This window comes from Halorhabdus sp. CBA1104 (assembly GCF_009690625.1).
GTDB lineage: Archaea > Halobacteriota > Halobacteria > Halobacteriales > Haloarculaceae > Halorhabdus.
Genome location: NZ_CP033878.1, coordinates 1,004,732 through 1,026,626 on the forward strand (window position 1 = coordinate 1,004,732; position 21,895 = coordinate 1,026,626).

Genomic DNA, 21,895 nt, shown 5'->3' on the forward strand with positions numbered 1-21,895 from the left:
TCCGCATTTTGTGGTCAACCGTTTCCGAGCGAAGTTGTGCTAACTTTGTGGAATGATGGCGCTAGTCAACTAGATAGATGTTTTACGACAACTGGAGTAACAGCCACTTTCGAATATGAATATACTGCACAAATCTAGGCCAAGAGCAACTGTTCAAGACTGCAAGAACCGTCGTGAAAACTGACAATATGGCAATGCGAGGGAGATTCCCGCCGCCACGGCAGTAGGCCAGCGAGCAGGAGGACGCGTCTCTCTCCGATCCGGTCGGCGGTAATGCCCGCCAGGAACTGCAAGACGCCGTCGGCGGCCCAAAGCACTGTGACTGCGATTCCGGCCCCGTCTCGGTCGTCGAGGGGAACGACGCCGTGATCGTCGGCAGAATGCCCGGCAGGACGAACCGCAATCCGAGTGTGAGGAACCGCCAGCCGCGACACTTACCAGAAGCGTCCCGCTGCTCCCCGACATTGAGCTACCCACGATGGCCGGCCCGGTCCATCTTCACTGTAGTTTCACTGCTCTCGAAGAAGCAATAAAATCCTCCGGCAATCGCCGGGTCAGCATCTCCGTCCCTCGCCCGGGGCGGACGTACTCGCCGCTGTGTCCGCTATCGATGATGACGCGGCGTTCACGCGATAGTGACGGAGTTATGCGATGACGATCCCGCCCTCGGGCGCCCCGACACTGTCGGCGACGACCTCGCACTTGACCATGAACAGGAAGTAGATCGGAGCCCCGACGTCGCTGAACAGTTCGTAGTTACCCTGTCCCTTGCTGATGACGACATCGGCGTCTTTGAGTCGCTTGGCGAAGGCGTCGGTGATCGTGCCAACGCCCTCCTCGCCGCGTGTCGAGAGGTCGGCCACCTCGTGGAGGCCAACGGCGCGGGCTTCCTGTGCCGTCACGTCGTTGAGGAACGGCCGTTTCTTGGCGACGACCTCCACGTCGGCGTCGATCTCTTCGATCAACAGCCGATCGAGAACGACCTCGCCGGCGTTATCGAGCAGGTAGAGCACGTCTTCGGCCTCGGCGAGTTCGGTTCGCAGTTCCGCGAGTCGATCGATGGCGAACGATTGTTCGAGCACGTCGTCGATCGTCGATTCGATATCGATGTCGTGGCCGGGACCCACGTCGATGACATTGCCCGCGATCGCGAGCCGGACGGCACGTTCGAAACGGTCGTCGGCTTCTTCGAGGCGATACTTCAGGGCCGGTCGGAGATCCTCGACCGTCTCGTTTGCCCGCCGCTTGGCGTCAGCAAAGGGATCGTCTTCGCCGGTCTCCTCGCGAACGATCGACTGGGAACGAGTGGCAATCGCCAGGGGAGAGTCCGTAACGGACATCTCGCTAATCTCGCTGGCTGCCCGACGGAGCACGCGCTCTCGGGTCGTCTCGTCGGCCCCGGTGCGGCTCGCTGCATCGAGAACCTGGTTCAGGACACACGGCCCACACTCGAGATGCGCTTCCATGAGAAAATCATCATCATGGACGACGAAAACGGCGACGATCCCGTCGGCGGGCCACTCACTGCGGGGTTGTTAGATCTCCTTGAGCGTCGGGATCAGGCTCGTCCGAGTTTCCTCGGAGACCGACTTAATCGTCCCGATCTGTTCGGGGCTGAAGGGAACGTCTACGAATGCCGTCGAGACCTCGACGGACGCGGAGCGCTCGCCCCGCAAGCGAAGGCGCTGGCTTTCCATCTCGGTGAGCAGTACCGTATCCGCTGCTGACTCGACGCGTGCGATGTCGTCCTCGAACGCCGAGGTACTCACCGTAAAGAGGTACGTCCGATCGTCTTCACGTTCGACGGTCTCGAGGAAGGTCTCGAGGCTCTCTTCACGGTATGTCGGCGAGAACAGGAAGAGGTTCAGTGCCGTTGCGAACACGAGCGTTCCCGGACCATCATCCGTGAGGCCCTCGGCCGCTCCGTCGATCGCGTCGGTCCAGACGTCACCGTCGAGCAGATTCGCCCGGATTATCCCCTCGTCCGACGTTTCGATCGCCTCGACGGTCGGCTCCAGCTCCGGATCGAAATCGACGAACGACAACTGGTCGTCGTAGTCCGCAACGCCAACGTCGTACAGCTCGGCCATCGTCTCGGCGACGAACTCTCGCCCCGAGTTCGTCAGCAGGAAGACGACGCTACCGCCGGCCGCGAGCCAGGACTCGACGACTGCGAACCCGACGAGGGGCTTGCCTGAACCGCCTGGCCCCGTGATGACAGTCGTCTCTCCCACCGCAACGCCTTCGGGTAGTACCTCTTCGAACCACTCGTGACCCGGCTCGAAAGTCGATCGTATCATTGCACACTTCATACAAGTCCGGAGGCCAAGGGCCTGACGGTGCCGACGCTATCGTGAACGTGATACGGGATGAAAATATCGCCCGCTCGCCCATCGAAACGTCGCATTTGGTTCCCCGCAGTGATGATCAATGATAACGATCCGTACCAGTCACCGCTCGGACGCGAGGAGGTCGGTGTCGCGTTCGAGTTGGTCAACCAGGACATCACGCATGGTGTTCATTCCGTCCGCAATCCGCTCGTCAGTGAGGACGTAATAGTTATACACGCCGTCCTCGCGCTTCTTGAGGACTCCTCGGTCGCGCATCAGTTTGAGGTGTCTGGAGACGGTCGACTGAGGGATTCCCGTTGCGTCCTGGATCGCAGAGACCGTCTGTTCCTCGCCGTCCTGTAACACGTCGAGAATCTGCAGTCGCTTCGGATTCGAAAATACCGAACAGAGGTCCGCCTGACGCTCGTAGATGTCCCCGTTCACAGTCCAGATAACGGCCGCACCAGTGAAACGCTTTCGGGATCATTCGAATATTCGGATAACCAGATATATGGGAGTCGGGACGCAAAATCAGGACGAACCGTGAGTCTGAAAGAGCAACTTCGGTCCGAATCGAGCGCCGATCGTGCACTTGAGGCGATCTTCGACCTCACCCACGCCGAGCGCCAGACCTACAAGGCGATCCTGGAGGTCGATGGACCGGTGACGGTGGCCGAGATCGCGACGGAGATGAAGTGTGCAAGTACGTCCGCGTACCGCTACGTCGACACGCTCGAAAGGAAAGGGCTCTTTCGCCAGGTGAACGAGAACTACGAGGACACCGGCCGGTCGGCCTACGTGGCGAACTCCCCGGAGTTCGTCGCCGACCGAATGGAACAGGAAATCGAAGAGATGTTTGAAAAGTGCAGTACGTCGATCGAGGAATGTCGGGCGGCCTTCGAGGCGCAAGCAAACCCGCCTTGACTGGCGATCGACAGACGCCGTTCAACCGTGTGAAACACACTCGGCCCCAACGCGTCTGTCTCAGTTGTCACTCATTCTCTCCCATCATTTATTGTCGATCTCCTGATCGCAATTCTTATCCGTATTATTGGATAGAATTTGGGTAGACACACAATACTATGAGCGGAACGACGACACGGATGGGACGGACGGAGTCGCGGCTGGACGGTGTCGTGGAGTATTTCGGCCCGCAGTGGTTCGGTTCGACGATGGGGACCGGTGCGCTGGGCGTCGCCCTGGCGCTGGTCGCTGCCGAGTACTCCCTCCCAGCAGTCGCCACACTCGCACAGTTCTTCGTCACGTTGACTGCCATTTTGACGACCGTTTTCACCGTTCCCTGGTTCGTGCGAATCGTGACGCACCCGGCCCAGGTCCGGACGGATTTGACCCATCCGATCCGGAGTCAGTTCTTTCCGACGATGCCGATCACGTTGATCGTACTCGGTGTCGGCATCGCCCGGACGATGGGAGACACCCTTCCGGCTACGGTCCTCGAACCGCTATTGGTCGGGCTGTTCGTGACTGGGAGCGTCGGCATCTTCTGGTTCGGACTCCTGTTGGTCACGATCATGTTCGTAAACGACGGCATCGCGACCGAGCACGGCGTCTTCGCCTGGTACATCCCGCCGGTCTCGCACCTGGTGATCCCCCTCCTCGGATTCTGGTTGGTCGAGAACGTCTACGCCGGAACCGCAGTGGGACAGTTCATCTTCGTCGTCTCGATGATGGCACTGGGCGTCGGCAGCTTCATGTTCCTGTTCTTCGGCTCGATCATTCTCCATCGCTACGCCTACGAATCCCTCCCCCGGGAGAAACTCGCGCCGACGTTCGTGATCGGACTCGCCCCGACGGCCGTGCTCGTCATCGCGATCGGTCGGTTCGTCCGTGCCCTAGAGGCGGGCGTCGGATTCGACCTCGCTGTCGAGCCGATCGTCGCGGGCATGAAACTGCTCGCGATTGTCCTGTGGGGCTTTTCGGCCTGGTGGTTCCTGCTGACGGTGGCTGTCGTGGCATACTATGTGACTCGCCGCGATCATCCGTTCTTCTTCACCTGGTGGGCCTACACGTTTCCGACAGGTGCTTTTGCCATTTCCGCGGGCGTGATGGGCCACCTCTTAGACGTCGCGGCCTTCGAAGCGATCCTGGCCGGCGTCACTGGCCTGCTCGTGATCGTCTGGACGGTCACGACCGCCCTCACGGGCCGGATGGTGCTCCGCGGTCACGCTTTTACGCCGGAGTAGGAGGTGTCACTCCGACGGTTCGATCCGACCCAGTCCACGCCCGTCGAGTTGCAGAAACGACCCGTCCACGCAGTCCCGACAGTACCTCTCGCCGTCGCGTTCGACCGCTTTCGGTGCCATAACCGACTCGCCACAGTCGGCACAGATCGCGTCCTCGAAGACCGGCGCACGATCGGGGAGATCAACGGCGACGCCTGACTCGACGTCACAGAGGTCGTGGATCGGCCGCTCAATCAGGTCGAAGGCTACCTCGGCCCAGCGCTCGGTCAGACGTTCCCGGTCCGCGGGCGTTCCCTTGCCCTCGCCGATCACGCGATCGAATAGCTCCCTCGCCGCCGGGTAGTCCCGTTCGATGATCTCCTCGCGCTCTTTGACGTGGACCCGGACGCCCTCGTCCGGATTATCACGGGAGACGAGCGTCACAGCTGTCTTGCCGAAATCGCGATAGATCAGGGCGTTGTTTCCGAACGTACAGCCCGTCACGATCTGGACGCCATCGGCAAAGCAGCTATTCGTCTCGACGATGGCCACGATGTCCTCCATGCCTTCGCTTTCCGTCTTGAGTTCCCGCATCGCGTGGACACCGGCCATCACACCGAGGGCAAGATATGGACAGAAGTGGCCGTGAATCTCGCCCGTCCGCAAGAGCAGTTCCTCGCGTTCCCGATTCCGGATCGCGCGTTCGATCCGTCCCCGCGGCGCTTCACAGCGGTCCTCGTCTTGTTCGTCAGGCTGGTCGAGACTCGGGGCGTAGGGCTTGATGTCCAGCACGGGTGTCCCGTCAATCGCGTCGAGTCCCCGGACGCGCAGCTCTAGCCCGTCGCGTTCGAGCAGTTCGACAGTAGTGGTCCCGATCGGACTCGGTCGGTTGGGGCTCCGACAGGCGAAGGTGCCGCGCTCGACACCGTACCGTCGCGGCCCTCTGAGCGTCGGCTCGTCGGCCTCGTGGATGTAGAAGACGATCTTGAAGTGGTCGTTGTCCTCGATTCGGTACAATGCGTCTTCGTATGCATCGTCCACGACGATCGTACACTCGGCGTCTCGCATCTCGTCCGGACCGGTCGGTTGTTCGAACTCGCTGTCTACCGTTCCAATTTGGGTTACGTTGAAATCCATCGTATCACGCTCTGTCAATCGTCAGTCGTCGTTCGATCGGGCGCTTGCGGTTCCCGTACTGAACGATCCATCGCGGTTCCGCTGTCGACCGGTTCCGTTCCGACTGGCGCTTCCGGAACGACCAGTCGCCGATTGCGGTGCTCGCGGACAGACGCCTCGACACCGTAGACTTCCCGGACTGTCTCGGGCGTCAGGACGTCCGGCATCCCGACAGCGTGAACGGCCCCGTCAGCCAGCAGCGCGACCCGATCGCAATAGCGAGCGGCGAGGTTGAGGTCGTGGATCGCGACAACCCCCGTCATGTCGCGCTGGCGGACGTGTTCGACGACGAGATCCATCATCTCGAGGCGGTGTTTCAGGTCCAGTGCACTCGTCGGTTCGTCGAGCAACAGTACCGAGGGATCGCCCACGAGGGCGCGACCCAGCCGGACCTTCTGGCGTTGCCCACCCGAGAGGTCGCCCACGTTCCGGGACACGAGGCCGTCGAGTCCAAGCCGTTCAATCGTGACCTGGACGGCCTCTCGATCGCGGTCGCTTGGCGTCCACCCGCCGTGGGGCCGTCGCCCCTGAAGGATCGTCTCGAAGACCGAGGCCGGGAACGCCTGTGATTCGGCCTGCGGGACGTAGCCGATCCGGCGAGCCCGCTCGTCGGCCGCGAGGTCGCCCACCGGGTCGCCCTCGAGAGAGACGTGTCCCGCGTCTGGCTCCAGCAGCCGATTACAGCACTGCAACAGTGTACTCTTGCCCGAGCCATTCGGGCCGAGGAGGCCGAGCAGTTCGCCCGACTCAGCGGTAAGGTCGATCCCATCCAGGACAGGTTCGTCACTGTACGCGAACCTGAGATGCTGAATTTCGAGACTCACCAGTAGTCCCTCCCTTCGACGACGAGATAGATGAACAGCGGCGCGCCAATGAACGACGTGAGGATCCCGACCGGCAACACGACCGGTGCCAGCACCGTCCGGGCGACTGTATCGGCCGCGACGAGTAGCGTCGCGCCGACCAGTGCCGACGCCGGCATGAGGTATCGCTCCGTGCCGCCGATGACCATTCGCACGATGTGCGGGGCGACCAACCCGACGAACCCAATTATTCCGACGAAAGAAACAATTAGCGCGGTCACGAGCGAGGCGACTGCCATCCCGCGAATCCGTAGCGACTCGACGTTCATGCCGAGACTTTTTGCCGTGTCCGTTCCAGCGTCGAGGACGTCGTAGTCCCAGCCGTGGTGGACGAAGTACGCCGTCGCGGCGAGAACGACAGCGAGCAGCACGAGCACTTTCGGCCAGCCCACGCGGCCGACGTCGCCGAACGTCCAGTAGACGATCGCCGCAACTTCCGTGTCGCTGGCGAAGTACTGCAACAGCGTCAAGCCGGCCTGGAACAGCGAGCCGAGCGCGACGCCAGTCAGAATCATCGTCTCGGGCGTGGCCCGCCGATAGGTCACCAGCAACAGAATCACCCCAGTCGAGACCATTCCCGCCAGGAACGCGGCGATCGGCGTCAGCGACGTGGCGAGAAATCCACCGGCTGTTGCCCCCGTACCAACGCCAGTGAGGAGTATGGCCAGCGCCGCACCGAAGGCCGCCGCCTGGGAGATGCCGAGCGTGTACGGCGCGCCCAGGGGATTCCGGAGGACGGTCTGCATCGCCGCTCCGGCCACGGCGAGGCCACCGCCGGCCGCGACGGCGGCAAGCACCCGTGGCAGGCGATTGCGCCAGACAATATTCCGGTGGAGTTCCGTGCCACCGCCGACGAGGGCCGCGAGCAAGTCGGCCAGCGGTACTTGCACGGAACCGATCGCGAGCGCAAGCAAGACTGTGACGACGAGCAAGGCTAAAACGCTGCCGAGAAACCCGACTCGACGCCGGGTTGCTCCCCGGTGACTAGTCGTGACGGTGTCTGTCATCTGAACTCGAGTCGTTGGAAAGCGTCGTACGTTTCGAGCAACTCCGCGTACAGGCCCGTGCCGAGCATGGTCTCGAAAATCTCGTTCGTCGTTGCTTCGACGTTTACGTCGTCGAAGCGGTCGGGATAGACCGTTTTCCCGACGAAGTAGGCGTTTGCGAGGATCGATCCGTAGTTGTGGTGGTACGTCGCGTGTGGCAGGATCGAGTAGGTTTCGCCGGTCTCGACCGCCCGGATCGAGTCGTACTCGGGACTTAAGGCCGCGTCCTCGCGAGCACGCCCGAGGTTCGATGCGCTGACGAACATCGTCTCTGGATCCCACGCGAGTAGCTGTTCGTCGCTCACCTGTACCGACGGGGCGTCGGTGTCGATCCCGCCTGCGACGTTCTCGACGCCTGTCCAGTGGAACGGCGCGAACCGCTTTCGCGTCGTCGCAATGCCGTGAGCGCCCTTGTAGCTGATCGCCCCGACGTACGCCCGGGTTCGCTCGCCGGCCGCGATTCCGTCCGCCCGCGTCCGGAGATCCTCGATCGTCTCTCTGACGAACCCGATCAGTGTCTCGGCGCGGTCTTCCTTGCCCAGCACGTCACCGACGAGCCGCCAGGTGTCGAACATCGTCTCACGCGCCTGGCGGTCGACGAAATCGACGATCTCGAGGCCGACGACCGGCGTGTCCGTCTGGGATTGCAGCGACTCGGCCCGGGAGCTATCCCCGTAATAGAGGATCACGTCCGGATCGACGGCGAGGATCTCCTCACTATTGCCACCAGCGTTGGGGCCGGCTGAGCCGATCACTCGGTTCTCGCGGAGTTCGCGGTTCGCCAGATTGTACGGGGCCCACAGTATCGAGGGGTCCGCATCTTCGACGCCGACGACGCGATCGGTGGCGCCGAGATAGGCGATCTGCCGGAGCGAACCCGGCCCCACCCCAACGACCCGCTCGGCGCGTTCCGGGACCGGGACTTCCCGCCCGAAGCCGTCGATGATCTCTCGTGACGTATTCTTCGGTCCCTCCCCGGACGCCGAAATCGCGTCCAGACACCCCGAAGCGCCGAAGACAGTGCTGACACCGAGCGCCCTGAGTACGGACCGTCGCGATTGCATTGGCTATGCCCCGGTAGTCTCTGCCGGAATAATACTATTTCGGATTTAAGTAATACTCTAAGATCGCTGGACGACCACCTTCTGGAGTCGGGGCATCTAACGATTCCCCTCTTCTAAGGGATGGAAATTTAATCCCACATCAATGAGATAGGATTATGACTAGTATTGTCCAGTTGAGTACCCCCGTAACGAGAGTGCGACCGTCTACTGCTTGACTCGGGCGTTGGCGGTTGTAGTAGTATCTGAACCGCCGCAGTCAACGTTTTGCGCTGGCTTGACTGCCCTGCCAGTATGAATGGAAGCGGTTGATTTGCTCGTACAGGTACAGTTGACCGGTGAGTACGAACGCTCGCCCATTGTGACAGCCGACAACACGCTGACGCTGGTGAAGAAGGAAACGGGAATTGGATAGCGAGGGTCTCTCTTCGTGAGAGCGCAGCGTCTGAGTGGCGACACTATCCAGAGTCTCGGAAATCCTCTGGATTAGTTGGCTTGAAAACAAGAACGGTCGTCAGAAAGCAATCTGACGCAGATTTCGCTCTCCGATTCGGTCGATGCCACGCATTATAGACCCGCTATACCGGCTGTAGTCTCAACTTCACAGCCACACTATTTATATAGCGATATATGATATACCAGTCGGTGGTCGAACAGAGTCCTGTGGCCATACGCGAGCAACGAGCCAGTCACCCGATAACTATTCAGCGCAGTTGGTAGATGTTCGCCTCGTAGACGGTCCGGACGCGGTCGCCCCAATCGTGGGTGTACGTGTCGATGATATCTTCGGCGACGTCGCCCCGCAGGTACTTCACGATGCCACGATCGCCGGTTCGATCCCGGAGATGGGTGGTGAAAAAGTGCCGGAAGTAGTGGGGGGTGACGTTTTCGGCAGCGTTGCTCCCGCTATCGTACCACCCTCGGTCTCTCGCACGGGTGGTCACGATATGATGGACCGCGTCAGTTGTCACGCGCTCACCCCAGTTATCTGCTGTCCGGGTAAACAGTGGCCGTGCGTCCGAGACCGGATCCGGGCGAATATCGAGCCAGGCACGCAGCGCCGCTGCCAGTTCCCCATCGACGGGAATGACGGTATCACGTCGGCGTTTGTTCGAAGCTGACCGGCGGTCACCGTTGACGACGCTACCGCGTTGTGGTTCACTCGAGACGTACAGCGAATCCGGCCGTTGTTCGAGGCTTGGCCGAAGTGCCACGTCGTCGCGAGGATCGTCCGCGAGGTGCAAATCCCGTTGATCGAGATTACAGAGCTCCCCGACACGCATCCCTGTTTTGAGGAGTGTGAGGACGAGTGCGTGTTCGAGCGGATGAGTCACGGTATCGACGAGACCCCGCATATCGGCGATCGAGAGATCTCGTCGTGCCGGGTCAGTCTCGATACTCTCATCGAGTTCTTCCATGACGATCGCCATCGGGTTCGAATCGAAGACGCCGACCTGGGTCATATAGGAGTAAAATCGGTGTAAGTACGACGCGTAGGTCGCGACGGTACTCTCGGCGCTGCCGGCACGTTGCTCGTGAATCCACGCCATGCAATCTCGATGTGAAGCCTCTTTGATACTCCCCATGTTGGCTGTCAAAAACTGCTCGAAGTCACGGAGGACACGCTCGTAGGCGTCTCGCGTCCGTTCACTTTTACCCTGGTAGGAAATATCTGTCAGGAAGTATTCGATGGGATCTTCTACTGTCTCCGGATCGACGTTTGCACTACTCATGTATCGACCAGGCGGTAGCCACCGTCACGACCGCTGTATTTGACGACGTTTGCTTCCTGGAGCTCGTCGAGACTTTCTTCGAGATCCCGTTCGAGGTCGCCGATCACTTCTTCGACCAACTCCTCCCACGTCAGTACCTGGTGGGGCTCCAGTAATTGACGAATTTGTTCGGTCAGTTCGATCTGCTCGCTGGCGGACGATGCTGACTGTGACTCTGACGCCGGTTGTTCAGAGAGGTCTTCGTCCGAAAAGTGTCGACGACCGGCCTGGACCATGGTCCGGACAAACTCACTCTGACTCATGTCGAGATCGTCCGCGTGGTCCTGCCAGGCCTCTTTTTGATACGCCGGGATGTACGTTTTTACTGATTTTCGAGATGTAGGCGTCTCGTCGGCCATTGTCGGTGCTTGGATTGTGATGTCCTTCAATCTATCCCCACAAACCCAGATAAGAGGAGTTATCTGTAATTGTGTAACTCTCTATTCGGCCGATATGCAAATATTAGGTGCATATCTGAGCCCATAATCTGCCTATTGTGCCTATGTAACCAAATAAAAGTCAAACGTCAAGTGCACAGCACGGTTCCCCTCTCTCGGAGTATCAGTCGGGCCACCCGTTCGAGGAGAGGGCATCTCGGTGCTTCGACCCCAGGGGCCACACCCCACGAATGCCATTTCTCGGCCATATCCCAATATCGCGATCACCGAGGGCCGATAGCTCACAACTGGCCACAAAACGATTTCGACACGGACCGCCAGCACGAGTAGTTGGTATGGTGAAACGCGATCCAGTGTCCCACGAAGCGATGCCCAGCGACGTTCGAGGGCCTGTCCCAGTTCTCGAATCACGAGCGCGAGGAGGATAGCTATCGGCCGGTCCGACCAGCGGGGAGTTCCTGGACAGAGACAGTCTGGCGACGTTTGGAGTATCGCCACGACGCGCAGTGTCGAATCCGTAACGCTGAGTCGACACCCAGTATCACTTCCTGCTGCTGGGCACCACTGGTACGATTGCCGTGTTCGTCTCTCGGTAGTCTGGGCCTCTCCTCGAATTGGGCTGGTCCACGGAAGATAGCCCTACCCCGGTAGTCACATGTTTCCCTGTGTCTGGCTGGGCTAGCTGCCCGCAATCGGTACTACGTCTACCACGACCATTACTGAGGCCCTGGGAGCGTTGGAGTTTACAATCGTTCGTGGAGACAGAACTTTTCCTCTGGCCGTGGTTTTGACTTGGGCAGATCCTCCCGTACGTGTGTTTCGAGTGGCTGTCACTACGTTTCCACCGCTTGCCCTACGGTAATAGTGTCGCCGTCCGAGCCCCACATGCTGCCCCTGAGCGTATATCGTGCGTACTTCGAGCTTCTCGAAATCGTAGTGCGTATACTAGGTGAGCGACCGCTCTCGGCGCAATCCCACGACCGGTGAATCCACCGCTCGCCCGAGCGAGCCGATTCACGATTGCGATTCGTTCTCGGTCTCGTCGACAATCCAACTGGGAGGAGAGGCAATGTCGTTGGCCCCCGACTGGCTCGACTGCACTGCTACCCAAGTGTAATCGACGTGTCTTCCCTCGCTGGCTGTCTAACCGTGACCTCGTTTCTGGCCGCCTGTACACTACCCCAAGGAGGGCCGTTCATACAACTGCAAAGTGGTGCCAGTGCTCTCGTTTCATGGTCGAGACATAAACCAAATAACGATATATTGACTGAAGGGTGTGACGCGGGCTTTCGTTTGGGACTGTACACAGCACGAATCGCCGAACGTGTAGCCTGTGGCCGCGAATCGATCGGTGCTGGCGTCAACGCCGATCAGGCACGGAGAGAGCAGTTCCTCGCTCAGTATTCGCGGACAGGCGTGTACAATCGGCCACCACAGATCGAATTCGACGTCGGAACGTGATCGATCAGGGTGATCGAATATAGCACAGCTCCATCCGAGTCCGAGCGACCGACTGACGAGTTACGGATACACGCGATTCAACTCGTGAGACGTGAGATCCATAGAACACAGATCTACGAAGGGGCGTCAGTGTCGATTCGTCGGACAGTAACGTCTTCAAATGTAGCTGTCGTGGCTCGTCGGGCGACAGCACTGCAAGTTGCCAATCCGACCAAGACTTCTTTGGCCAGCGGGACGTGTCGCTGGTCGATCAGATTCCAAGTGGCTCCGTCCCGTGATACCGAGCAGGTGAGCACGTCGCCCTCTCGGTCGATTCGGAGCCATTCGTAGTCGTCGTTGGCCTCCTCGAGGTGCTGGGATGTCGTTTTGGTTCCTGGTCGATCACACCAGAGCAGTTCAGTCCCGTGTTCGGCTGTCCGCCCAACGAACCCATGCAGCGAGTCTTCATCGAGCGAGTTACGGACCATGACCCCGCCCTTACTGTACGGACCGACGGCCTCGAGATCGGCAACGTGGGCTTGGATTCGCGCGTCACCGGCAACTCGCGTGAAGACGTAGTGAAACTCGTTTTCCGGGCCCGAGATGTCCGCTCCAGCGCCCGTGATCGACCACGTTTGGGCATTCGGATCGTATATCGCGTCACCTGCGCTGACCGGGTTGCCGACATCAGTCGCAGTGGTGAGCGAGACGGATTCGCCAGTCTGGACGTTCCGATCCGGCTCGGTTACCGAGAGGACGTTCGTAATTTCGAATCGTGCGCCGCCCTCGGAACTGTCGCAGACTTCGATGGTCCAATCGTGTGAATCGACGACGTCTTGGACCATCGCCAGACCGATACCGCTTCCATCGTCGGCCGTGGTGTGGCCGTGTTCGAAGATAGCGTCCCGATCGTCGGGCGGGATCCCAGGCCCGTCATCTTCGAGAAAGAAGCCTGCATTGAGCGGCCCGACCGTCACGGTCACGTCAGAGCCCCCGTGATCGATAGCGTTTCGAAGCAGGTTCTCCAAGAGAGGGCGAAACTCGCCTTTGGCCGCATTGATGTACATATCTTGAGGGAGTTCGAGTTCGAGAGTGGCCTCGCCTGTCTCGAGGTTCTCCCAGATCGTCCGGATGGGTTCGACGATCGGGACTTCGTGAAGCCGTAGCTGGTCTTCTCGCTCCCGCCGAGCCAGAATCTTGATATCGTCGATCATGCGGTCCATGCGATCGAGGGCGCCTTGCACCTCCGCGAAACTCGCTTCCTGGCCGTCCCGCGCAAGGTCAAGGTGACCACTGGCGACCTGCAGCGGGCTTTTGAGGTCGTGTGCGATGTAGTCCGAAAACGCTTCGAGTCGCTTGGATTGTCTGGCTAGCTGCTGTTTGAGTCTCACCCGGTCGGTGACTTGCTGGGAGAACCCGACGAGTCCGCGTATATCACCGGTTTCGTCCCGCCAGGGGAGCTTCGTGTATTCGATCCAGAACGGGCTCTCCTCGCCGTATTGTTTGACCTCCTGGTGGATCGGGTCGCCTCCGAGAACCTGCATATCGTCGGCATACCACTGCTCGCCGAGGTTGAACCGCCCAGCGTACAGTTCACGGTCCGTCCGACCGCGTGCCTCCTGGTCGCTTGGCCCAGTCAACCCCGAAAACAACTGCAGGAAGCGAGCTTGGTCGTCTTTGACCATGACCGTGTACTCGAGGTTCTCGAACAGCGTTTCGATGGCATCTGTCTTGAGAGTCTCTTCGAAAGATTGTAAGTGCGCCTCGACCTGCGTGCGGACCGTCTCGGGAAGCGTCTCTCGATGGGACGGCGGGACGACCGCGGTGACGGGCCCGCCGGTCGCTGCAACGAGCTCGGGGTCGAGAGTCTCGGCGTTGATAACGACTGGTGGCTCGATCGCAGTCTCGGCGAGTTTCCGAGCAAGATCAACGCCCCGTGATGCGGGCAACTCTTGGTCCGCCACGACACAACAGACGGACTCGTCGACGGCGCGACGTGCCTGGCGTCCCGTCTCGACGTGTTCGACTCGATAGAAATTGTCGTCCGGCGACAGCGCCCGAGTGAGCGGCGCCGCTTCGTCGCTCGCACCGACGAGCAAAACAGTGGGCTCTTGGTTCAAATAGTGATACGCGAACTCCACAGTGCCCAACCGTTCCGCGTCGGGCCACGTTAATCCTCCCCCACGTGTAGCATATCAGGAATATCGTGCGCGGGCCCGATCGGAACCGATCGAAGGCCCGGGCACCCAGAGAGTGAGTACGATTGTCCGCAAGGCCATGCGATGGACAAACACAGCCACAACTATTGAACAGCAGGCGTTCCACCACTCAGATATGGACACACAGCCGAAAGTGCAGGCGGATGCAGCTCGGGTTCGGGAGGGTGCATAATGGCTGGCGTGCGAGAGCCGGCAGTCGCCGGCCGGTTCTACGCCAGCCAGGCAGAGGCGCTACAGGAGCAATTGCGCGCCTGCTACGATCACCAAATCGGTCCAGGGACTCGTCCATCCCCACCAGCGGGGACACCGGCTGTCGCGGGCCTTCTCACACCCCACGCTGGGCTGCCGTTTTCGGGGCCTGTCGCCGCCCATGCCTACGCCGCCCTTGGTACCGGAGGGACACCGGAGACGGTCGTCGTCATCGGCCCGAATCACACCGGGATCGGTGCGAACATCGCGATCCCAGGGCACGACGCGTGGCAAACGCCGCTGGGCACGGTCCCAATCGACGGGACAGTTCGCGAGCAGCTCGTCGAGACGACTGACGCGACGGTCGATGATCGAGCACACGCCCGAGAGCACGCGACCGAAGTCCAACTCCCCTTCCTCCAAGAGCTGTACGATTCCGTCTCGGTCCTCCCGATCAGCCTCCGGCAACAGGACGAAGCCACGGCCCGAGAGCTGGGGAGTGCAATCGCCGAGACACTCACCGAACGAACAGTCCTGATCGCGTCGTCGGATTTCACGCACTACGAACCCCACGACGTCGCGATGGCACGTGACGAACTGGCGTTAGACCCGATCCGCGAGCACGACCCGGACGCACTGATCGAGACAGTCGAGCGCGAAGCCCTCTCTGTCTGTGGGTACGGGGCGATCGCGACACTGCTGTATGCCCTCGAGGGAAGCGTCGACGTTCTCGCCCACGCGAGTAGCGGAGAGACGGCCGGTTCGATGGCAGAAGTCGTCGGATACGGCGCCGTCGCAATCGAGTCCTGAGCAGCCCGGCGCTGTCTACACTGGCTCGCCGAGCGCGTACACTGTGTTGTGGCCGGTGATTTCGACGGTGACAAAATCACCGAGCGACAGCCCCATCGTTTCCGCTTTCGGGACGGCGACCTGTCGGTGAGCTTCGTCGTAGCCCACCAGTGACTCCTCGGTCCCGTCTTCGACGAGGAGGAGTCGCTGGTTCTCACCGACCATCGCCTCGTGGGCCGCGCCGACGACATCCATTTTCACCTCGGTCATAGCTTTCGAGCGCTCTTTTTTCACCGTGCCGCCCAGACCGTCCAACTGGGCGGCATCGGTGCCCGGTCGCTTCGAGAACCGGGTGACGTTGAGCTTCTCGGGTTCGACCGCCCGGAGGAGATCCAAACTCGCTTGGAAATCGGCGTCGCTCTCGGTCGGGAAGCCGACGATGAAGTCGGTCGCGAGCGTCCAGTAGTCCAGGTGTTCGTCGAACGCGGCGACGATCTCTTCGAATTGCGGGCGGCGATGTCGGCGTCGCATATCCGAGAGCACGTCGTCACTGCCCGACTGGACGGGCGCGTGCAGGAAGTTGTACAGTTCGTCGTACTCGGCGAAGACGGCAGCGAGTTCGTCGGCCATCCCATAGACGCCTTTCGGGTTCGCCATGCCGACCCGGACACGGAACTCCCCGGGCAGTTCACAGATCCGCCCAAGCAGCTCTGGGAGTTTCCGTTCACCGTCTTCCAATCCATAGACGCCGGTGTCTTGGCCCGTGATCCGAAGCTCCCGTGCGCCGGCGTCGAGCAGTTGGCGGGCTTTCTCGACGTTGTGGGCGACGGGCGGGGAATCGATCGTCCCGGTCGCGTGTTTCGTGATGCAATAGGAACAATCCGAGAGACAGCCACGAGCGATCGGGAGGATCCCGGTCACACCATCCAGGAGGACGTCAGTATCGGGCGTCACTGTCGGACACTCGCCGTTGCGAACGTACTCGGGGACGTCATCCCAGTGGAGGATCTCGGCATCGATGCCGGCGTCCCGAAAGGCCTCGTCCTGGGCCAGGGCCATACAGCCCGTGATGACGAGATCCGCGGGCGTCTGTTCGTCGAGTTCCGCGGCCCGCCGGAGCATATTGCGCTCCGTCTTCTCGACGACGGTACAGGTGTTGAGAATCGCGACGTCCGCCTGAGATGGATCGTCGACCGGGTGGTGGCCCCCATCGCGGAGCGACCGCTCGATCGCCTGGCTCTCGCCACGATTTGACGTACAGCCGTACGTCTCGATGTGATATCGGGCCATCCGCTATCCATGTCTACGGGTACGCGAACAAAAGGGCGACGCATCGAAGGCGACTCAATCGCCAGTGCAGCCCGTCAGAAGCCAGAATAGCGGCAATCGAGGCCGCAATCGCTTCTCAAAACAGTTAACTGTCGCTCACCAAATCATCCACTTGCATGTCACGACTGCAGCGAGCCGTCCTGATTGTAGTCCTCCTTGGATTGGTGGGGAGTTCGACAGTTGGGGCGATCGGGATTGCAGAACGCGGAGAACCGATAGCAAACGAAACGAGTGGTGCCCAAGACGCGTACGTCGCCGACGACGGGGACGTCGTGCTGGTCTTCGAAGAGAATGATTCGACCCCCGGGAACGGGCACCTCGGCATGAACGTCGAGAAAGGCCTCGCCTATGGAATCTACGAGTGGGCGGCGGTCGAATCGAACGTCACCGGGTCGATGACGATGGCCGCCAATCGCTCGCGGCTCAACGGGTCGGGAACGATCTCCGCCCCGCGGCCGGACGCCCTCGAAGAGCTCGACGTCGACGTCCAGAGTCGCCAGACCGAAGATGTCGCCAAGAGTGACGCGACGGTGGACGCAACCATCGCGCTCCCGGACGACAGCAAGATGCTCGCCGCCATTTTCAGTCAGGCCCAAACGAGTGGTGAGATCTACACGAGCGGCACGCGACTCTCGACTGCGGGGACAGCGAACCTCTCGATGATGCTACCCGGTACGTCTTCGACCAGCGTCGACTATCGATTGCGTGCCACCGAGGACGGCCACGTCCTCGAGGTCGCCCGCGAGAGTCACGTCACCGGACGGAACGCCGATCGGTGGGCGACCCGCGAGCGGGCTGCCGACCGGCTCCGCCGACAGTTCGAAAGCATTTCCTCGATGGACGGGACATCGAGTGCGGTCTCCCTCGATACCTATGCCTTCGAGCGAACGAACGATGGAGCGACTCTAGAACTTGCGTACACGGTCGAAATCGAAGGCCTCAACGAGATGCTGCAACAGGCCGTCACGGACGGGTTGGCCACTCAGACAGGAGGTGCTGACCAGTCTTTCGGGCCGACGACTGACGCGATCAGCGACAGCCTGGCGAACGTTTCGATCGATCGAGCCGTCGTCACTGCCGACCTGGGATCGAGCGGTGGCAATGTGAGTTGGAACCTGACGGTCGACAACTACGACGGTCTCGCACGGGCGTATTTCACGGCCATGGAAGCGTCCGTCGAGGGGAACGTCTCAGACCGCATCGACAACTTCCGTTCCCAACTCGACGCCATGGCGGCCGCAGAATTCTCGCGGACCCTCTCTTGGAACAGTACGGTCGAGTCGACAGACGAGGGAACGATCGAACTCGACCTCGACGCCAAGACGCGAACGACAAACTGGGAGACGTTGGTCACTGAGCGACAAGACCACGATCTGCCGCCGATCGGTACCCAGCGGTTTTCGCTCCAGATGGCAGCCACTGACGATCGGATCGACGGGAACGGCTCGTTTTGGGTCCAGCAGGCGAACCTCTACAATCGGACGATGGAGAGCTATCAACAGTCCGTAGCACAGTCGACGACGGCACCCGTCGAGTGGCTCGGTGACCTCGAAGCGGCTGGATTCAAGGGGGCACGCCTCGATGCGTCGGTGAATCGATCTGGTGCTGTCCTCGAAGGAGGTATGGCCTTCGAGAATCTCTCGGCGATCACGAGTCAGGTCGCGGACCGAACAGGCAACGGGACCATCGAGCGAGCGTACGTCGAACAGGCCGACAACGGGACGACGGCCTATCTCCGGATGGCCAACGCCGTCGATAGTGAGTCCAACGAGTCTGCTGTTCGCCAGTTGGAAATGGTCTCAGAAGAAACGACGGTTCACTCATCGGACGAATGGGACCAGGAGTCGGCGTCGTTCCCGACGATGGACGCCCAGTCAGTGCGTTCGTACGTCCCCAACGCCGCAGCTTCTGAGTCGGGCGACCTCCCGCTGCCCTTGCTGGGCGGCGGCGCCGGTGTCGCGGTGCTGGCCGCAGGCGCGGTCGTCTACGTCTGGCGGCGGTGAGTGGCTGACCCGGCGAGTCGGCGCTATCGACGGAAAATATTTTTTGTTCGCCATGTCCACAGTAATTGGCCCAAAGCCCTCTGAGCGCCGATAGCCGCGGGACGATCCGATAGCAAACAGTGGGCCGTGGCCAGTGTGTGGCCTTGACAGTCTCTTGTCGATGAGACCGGAACGTTTTCCACAGAGCCAAAAGGGATATGACATATGCCGCTATTGCCAAGCGGACTCGTTGTGCCGGATCTGCCGTACCTCCTCGCGCTCGGGTTGGGCGGGTTGCTGACAACAGTCTTTCTCGTGGGGATCGAACCGCCCGTGAGGAAAGGCCACGTGGTCGCGTTCGTCCCCTGGATCGCAGTGGGGGGTATCAGCCACGCGTTGTATCAACTATCGGTGCCGCCGACGGTAACCAGTCCACCGGGGCTGTATCCGGAGTGGGTCGCGCCATTGTTCTCAGCACCGGCAGTGTACGTGACGATCTACGTTGTCGTCGGTGGCGTTTGGCTCGCACTGACCATGGTTGGGGCCTTGAGCGGCCGTCTCGATCGTGTGGGGACGTACCTGGGTGCTGTCGGGACTGGCGTGTTGCTCGTCTTCCTCGGGGCGATCGTCTGGCAAGGACTCGGTGACGCTCTCGACTTTTCGCCCCTGTGGCCGATCGTCGGCTTCATCATCGCCGTGCCACTGTCTGGCATCACGTACGCACTGGTTAGTATTCGGTGGACGACACAGGCCGCCCGTGCCGGATTGGCCGGTGGCAGTGTCGTCTTCGCACACGCCTTCGACGGCATCACGACAGCGATCGGCACAGACATTTTGGATGTGACCGAGCGAAGCCCCCTTCCCGAAGCGATCATGGACTTTGCGGCGTCGTTACCGACGGCGGAGTATCTCGGCTCTGGCTGGTTGTTCGTCCTCGTGAAACTGGTGGTGGCCGGTCTCATCGTGGTCGCAATCGCGGACACGCTCGATGAACACCCCATACAGGGGAGTCTCCTGTTGGTGTTCGTCACGGCGGTCGGTCTGGGGCCGGCCGCGAACAACTTCGTCATCTTCACGCTCGGGTGACCTGACCCACAGCAACCGTCGAGCCAGACTGTTCGTTCCTGTTACTCTCGGGTGTGGAAGTTCGGCGATGGCAAAACAGCCACACTGGTCGAACCCGGCGACCGCCCTCAGACTGCATTGGTTCCGGATGGTCGCGGGTGCGTCGCCAAGATCAGCCAGTGTACAGTGGCCGAAGCAATCACACACAATGGCGAGTAAATTTCGAGCGACTGGACGAATTCAGACTCTGACGGTCTCCGCTGCGGCCGTGGGCTCGAAGGGCTACAGCAGTATGCACGTCGGTTCGGTCAGATCTCGGATTCGTCTTCGACTTCGAGTAATCGATCGGCAATCGCTTCCATCCCCATCCCGCCCATAGCCGACTGCACGAGGAGGTGGCCACCGATAACAGCGGGGCTGATGACCGAGTGTGCACCGGCCCGACGGAGTTTCTCGATGTTCTCTCGATCAGTGGCGGCAGCGACGATCCGTGCGTCCGGGTTGAGTTGGCTCGCTGTCAAGATGCCGAGTGCGTCTTGAGCGTCGTCGTTCGTTGCCACCAAGACGGCGCGTGCGCGTTCGATCCCAGCGCGTTGGAGCGGCTCTTCGTCGCTTGGATCGCCGACGATGGCGTTGATGTCGCGATTTCCGAGCATCGTCGCGGTCTCCTCGTCGGGTGTGACGACGATGAAGTTGACCGTTGCCTGCAGTTCTTCGAGAATCGGTTCCGTGAGATCGCCGTAGCCAAGCACGAGGACGTGATCCTCGAGTTGGTCGAGTTGTGAGCGGGTCATCGTACCGAGTGCTGCTGCGAGTCGTGCCTGGATGAGTGGGCCGATAAGCGAGCCCAGTGCGAGGGCAAACGATGCCGTCCCGAGCAGGACCACCGACAGTGCAAACAGTCGCACACCGTCGCTCCCCGACGGGATCGCGTCACCGTACCCAACTGTCGAGGCCGTCACGATCGTATAGTAGAGGGCGTCCGTCAGCGTCTGGACACCCTCGAAGCTGTCTCGGAGGGTGTAGGTCCCGATCGTCCCGTAGGACAGAGTCCCGACGAGGGCAGCCAGGGCAGCGAGTTGGGCCGTCGAGAGGTCGATCGTCCGATCGAATCGTCGGTAGCTCACCAGCACCGTCGGCATCGAAAGTATTGATAGCCCGATCAACGGGAGCGACGCGACGTTCGTCTGGACGAGCCCCTGCAGAGCCGTCACCGGCAAGAGGATCATCGTCGAGAACCACGCCGAGCGAAGCCGATGGCGCAGGCCATATGCCGAACCGAGCATCAGAAAGCCCGTGAGTGCGCCGGTAAAGCCGGCCGTCCGCTGAATCGTCGGCGGCACGATAGCGGAAAGCGGCCCGGAGATGGACTGTGCGCCGACGTTGATCAGACCAGTGGCTACCGAGAGGACGGCGACAGCAGCCGTCAGGTAGATCGCCGGCCTGGGACCGAGCCAGTCCCGTAGCTCGTCCATACCCAGAGTTCCGACTGGGAGCGAATAAAATCCGTCGCCTGCGATCGCCGACACTGACCTGAGACTGGTCTCCCCTGGGAGCTCTCGTCTCGACCACGCTCGAATTGGGGCACAGTGACCGAAACGACTGATACAAGCAGACCGAGACCGGAGTGAGTGCAGCCCGGAACGTTCATTCCGTCGGCGGTCCCCAGATTACCTATGCACGTAACCTGGCGACTCTTTGCCACGCTGGGCGAAGCGGCCGGTGACAACGAGGTGTCCGTCGACGTTTCGGGAGACCCGACTGTTGCTACCGCGATCGAGGCTCTCTTTGAAGCGTATCCCGCCGTCGCCGAGGAAGCTCGTGACGACGAGCAGGGTGTCTACGAACACGTTCGAACGCTCCACGACGGCGAAGACGTCGAAGAGCCGCTACAATCCGAGCGCGAGGTTACACGCGGAGACGAGCTCGCGCTGTTTCCGCCGGTCAGTGGCGGGTGAGCGAGCGCTGGGTAGCAGACGTCAGCATCGACGCCCGCAGCGATCGAGCAAAGGCGTTCTGGGTCGGCGTGGTTGTTCCAACTGCTGGCAACGCA

General features: G+C 61.0%; 19 protein-coding genes. 7 read left to right on the forward strand and 12 right to left on the reverse strand.

What is annotated here, in order from left to right; translation table 11 throughout:
• Positions 1-644: 644 nt before the first annotated feature.
• The 3 genes from Hrd1104_RS05180 to Hrd1104_RS05190 form a co-directional block, all read right to left on the reverse strand.
• Positions 645-1,466: a DUF89 domain-containing protein gene (locus Hrd1104_RS05180; RefSeq protein WP_154551745.1), complete on the reverse strand. Its 822-nt coding sequence runs from the start codon at positions 1,464-1,466 to the stop codon at positions 645-647.
• Between the two features lie 69 nt (positions 1,467-1,535).
• Positions 1,536-2,300 (reverse strand): hypothetical protein, encoded by a 765-nt coding sequence (locus Hrd1104_RS05185; protein ID WP_154551746.1) that lies wholly within the window; start codon positions 2,298-2,300, stop codon positions 1,536-1,538.
• 150 nt (positions 2,301-2,450) lie between these two features.
• The gene (locus tag Hrd1104_RS05190) at positions 2,451-2,774 is read right to left on the reverse strand and encodes a helix-turn-helix transcriptional regulator (RefSeq protein WP_229770544.1); all 324 of its coding nucleotides are present in this window, start codon (positions 2,772-2,774) and stop codon (positions 2,451-2,453) included.
• A 99-nt stretch (positions 2,775-2,873) separates the two neighbouring features.
• Here Hrd1104_RS05190 and Hrd1104_RS05195 point away from each other — a divergent pair, with 99 nt between their 5' ends.
• Both Hrd1104_RS05195 and Hrd1104_RS05200 read left to right on the forward strand, forming a co-directional pair.
• Positions 2,874-3,254 (forward strand): helix-turn-helix domain-containing protein, encoded by a 381-nt coding sequence (locus Hrd1104_RS05195; protein WP_195837634.1) that lies wholly within the window; start codon positions 2,874-2,876, stop codon positions 3,252-3,254.
• 179 nt (positions 3,255-3,433) lie between these two features.
• Positions 3,434-4,534, forward strand: coding sequence for a C4-dicarboxylate transporter (locus Hrd1104_RS05200; protein WP_229770545.1), 1,101 nt, complete (start codon positions 3,434-3,436; stop codon positions 4,532-4,534).
• Between the two features lie 6 nt (positions 4,535-4,540).
• Here Hrd1104_RS05200 and tsaA read toward each other — a convergent pair whose 3' ends face one another.
• From tsaA to Hrd1104_RS05230, 6 genes are all read right to left on the reverse strand, one after another.
• A complete protein-coding gene (gene tsaA / locus Hrd1104_RS05205; RefSeq protein WP_229770546.1) occupies positions 4,541-5,668 on the reverse strand; it encodes a tRNA (N6-threonylcarbamoyladenosine(37)-N6)-methyltransferase TrmO in 1,128 nt (375 codons plus the stop codon).
• Positions 5,665-6,513 carry an ABC transporter ATP-binding protein gene (locus Hrd1104_RS05210; RefSeq protein ID WP_154551750.1) on the reverse strand — a complete coding sequence of 283 codons (849 nt, stop codon included), beginning with the start codon at positions 6,511-6,513 and terminating at the stop codon, positions 5,665-5,667. The genes tsaA and Hrd1104_RS05210 overlap by 4 nt, the downstream gene beginning before the upstream one ends.
• A complete protein-coding gene (locus Hrd1104_RS05215) occupies positions 6,510-7,484 on the reverse strand; it encodes an iron ABC transporter permease (protein ID WP_229770547.1) in 975 nt (324 codons plus the stop codon). Before Hrd1104_RS05215 ends, Hrd1104_RS05210 begins: the two co-directional genes overlap by 4 nt.
• A 71-nt stretch (positions 7,485-7,555) precedes the next feature.
• Positions 7,556-8,662, reverse strand: a complete 1,107-nt coding sequence (locus Hrd1104_RS05220; RefSeq protein ID WP_154551752.1) for an ABC transporter substrate-binding protein — start codon at positions 8,660-8,662, stop codon at positions 7,556-7,558.
• A gap of 701 nt (positions 8,663-9,363) precedes the next feature.
• Positions 9,364-10,392 (reverse strand): tyrosine-type recombinase/integrase, encoded by a 1,029-nt coding sequence (locus Hrd1104_RS05225; protein ID WP_154551753.1) that lies wholly within the window; start codon positions 10,390-10,392, stop codon positions 9,364-9,366.
• Positions 10,389-10,790, reverse strand: a complete 402-nt coding sequence (locus Hrd1104_RS05230) for a DUF5805 domain-containing protein (RefSeq protein WP_154551754.1) — start codon at positions 10,788-10,790, stop codon at positions 10,389-10,391. Before Hrd1104_RS05230 ends, Hrd1104_RS05225 begins: the two co-directional genes overlap by 4 nt.
• 1,332 nt (positions 10,791-12,122) lie before the next feature.
• Between Hrd1104_RS05230 and Hrd1104_RS05235 the strand changes: the two genes are divergently transcribed.
• Entirely contained in the window at positions 12,123-12,290 is a 168-nt protein-coding gene (locus tag Hrd1104_RS05235; RefSeq protein ID WP_154551755.1) for a hypothetical protein, read from the forward strand.
• Between the two features lie 113 nt (positions 12,291-12,403).
• On the opposite strand, the gene Hrd1104_RS05240 is transcribed toward Hrd1104_RS05235, so the two are convergent.
• Positions 12,404-14,389: an ATP-binding protein gene (locus Hrd1104_RS05240; RefSeq protein ID WP_154551756.1), complete on the reverse strand. Its 1,986-nt coding sequence runs from the start codon at positions 14,387-14,389 to the stop codon at positions 12,404-12,406.
• A gap of 270 nt (positions 14,390-14,659) precedes the next feature.
• Between Hrd1104_RS05240 and amrB the strand changes: the two genes are divergently transcribed.
• Positions 14,660-15,487, forward strand: a complete 828-nt coding sequence (amrB, locus tag Hrd1104_RS05245) for an AmmeMemoRadiSam system protein B (protein WP_154551757.1) — start codon at positions 14,660-14,662, stop codon at positions 15,485-15,487.
• 15 nt (positions 15,488-15,502) lie between these two features.
• Here amrB and Hrd1104_RS05250 read toward each other — a convergent pair whose 3' ends face one another.
• Positions 15,503-16,756: a tRNA (N(6)-L-threonylcarbamoyladenosine(37)-C(2))-methylthiotransferase gene (locus Hrd1104_RS05250; RefSeq protein WP_154551758.1), complete on the reverse strand. Its 1,254-nt coding sequence runs from the start codon at positions 16,754-16,756 to the stop codon at positions 15,503-15,505.
• Between the two features lie 155 nt (positions 16,757-16,911).
• Here Hrd1104_RS05250 and Hrd1104_RS05255 point away from each other — a divergent pair, with 155 nt between their 5' ends.
• Entirely contained in the window at positions 16,912-18,798 is a 1,887-nt protein-coding gene (locus Hrd1104_RS05255; protein ID WP_154551759.1) for a PGF-CTERM sorting domain-containing protein, read from the forward strand.
• Between the two features lie 204 nt (positions 18,799-19,002).
• Positions 19,003-19,863: a DUF63 family protein gene (locus Hrd1104_RS05260; protein WP_154551760.1), complete on the forward strand. Its 861-nt coding sequence runs from the start codon at positions 19,003-19,005 to the stop codon at positions 19,861-19,863.
• Between the two features lie 287 nt (positions 19,864-20,150).
• Here Hrd1104_RS05260 and Hrd1104_RS05265 read toward each other — a convergent pair whose 3' ends face one another.
• A complete protein-coding gene (locus Hrd1104_RS05265; RefSeq protein WP_154551761.1) occupies positions 20,151-21,317 on the reverse strand; it encodes an NAD-binding protein in 1,167 nt (388 codons plus the stop codon).
• A gap of 201 nt (positions 21,318-21,518) precedes the next feature.
• Here Hrd1104_RS05265 and Hrd1104_RS05270 point away from each other — a divergent pair, with 201 nt between their 5' ends.
• The gene (locus Hrd1104_RS05270) at positions 21,519-21,800 is read left to right on the forward strand and encodes a ubiquitin-like small modifier protein 1 (protein WP_154551762.1); all 282 of its coding nucleotides are present in this window, start codon (positions 21,519-21,521) and stop codon (positions 21,798-21,800) included.
• Positions 21,801-21,895: the final 95 nt, after the last annotated feature.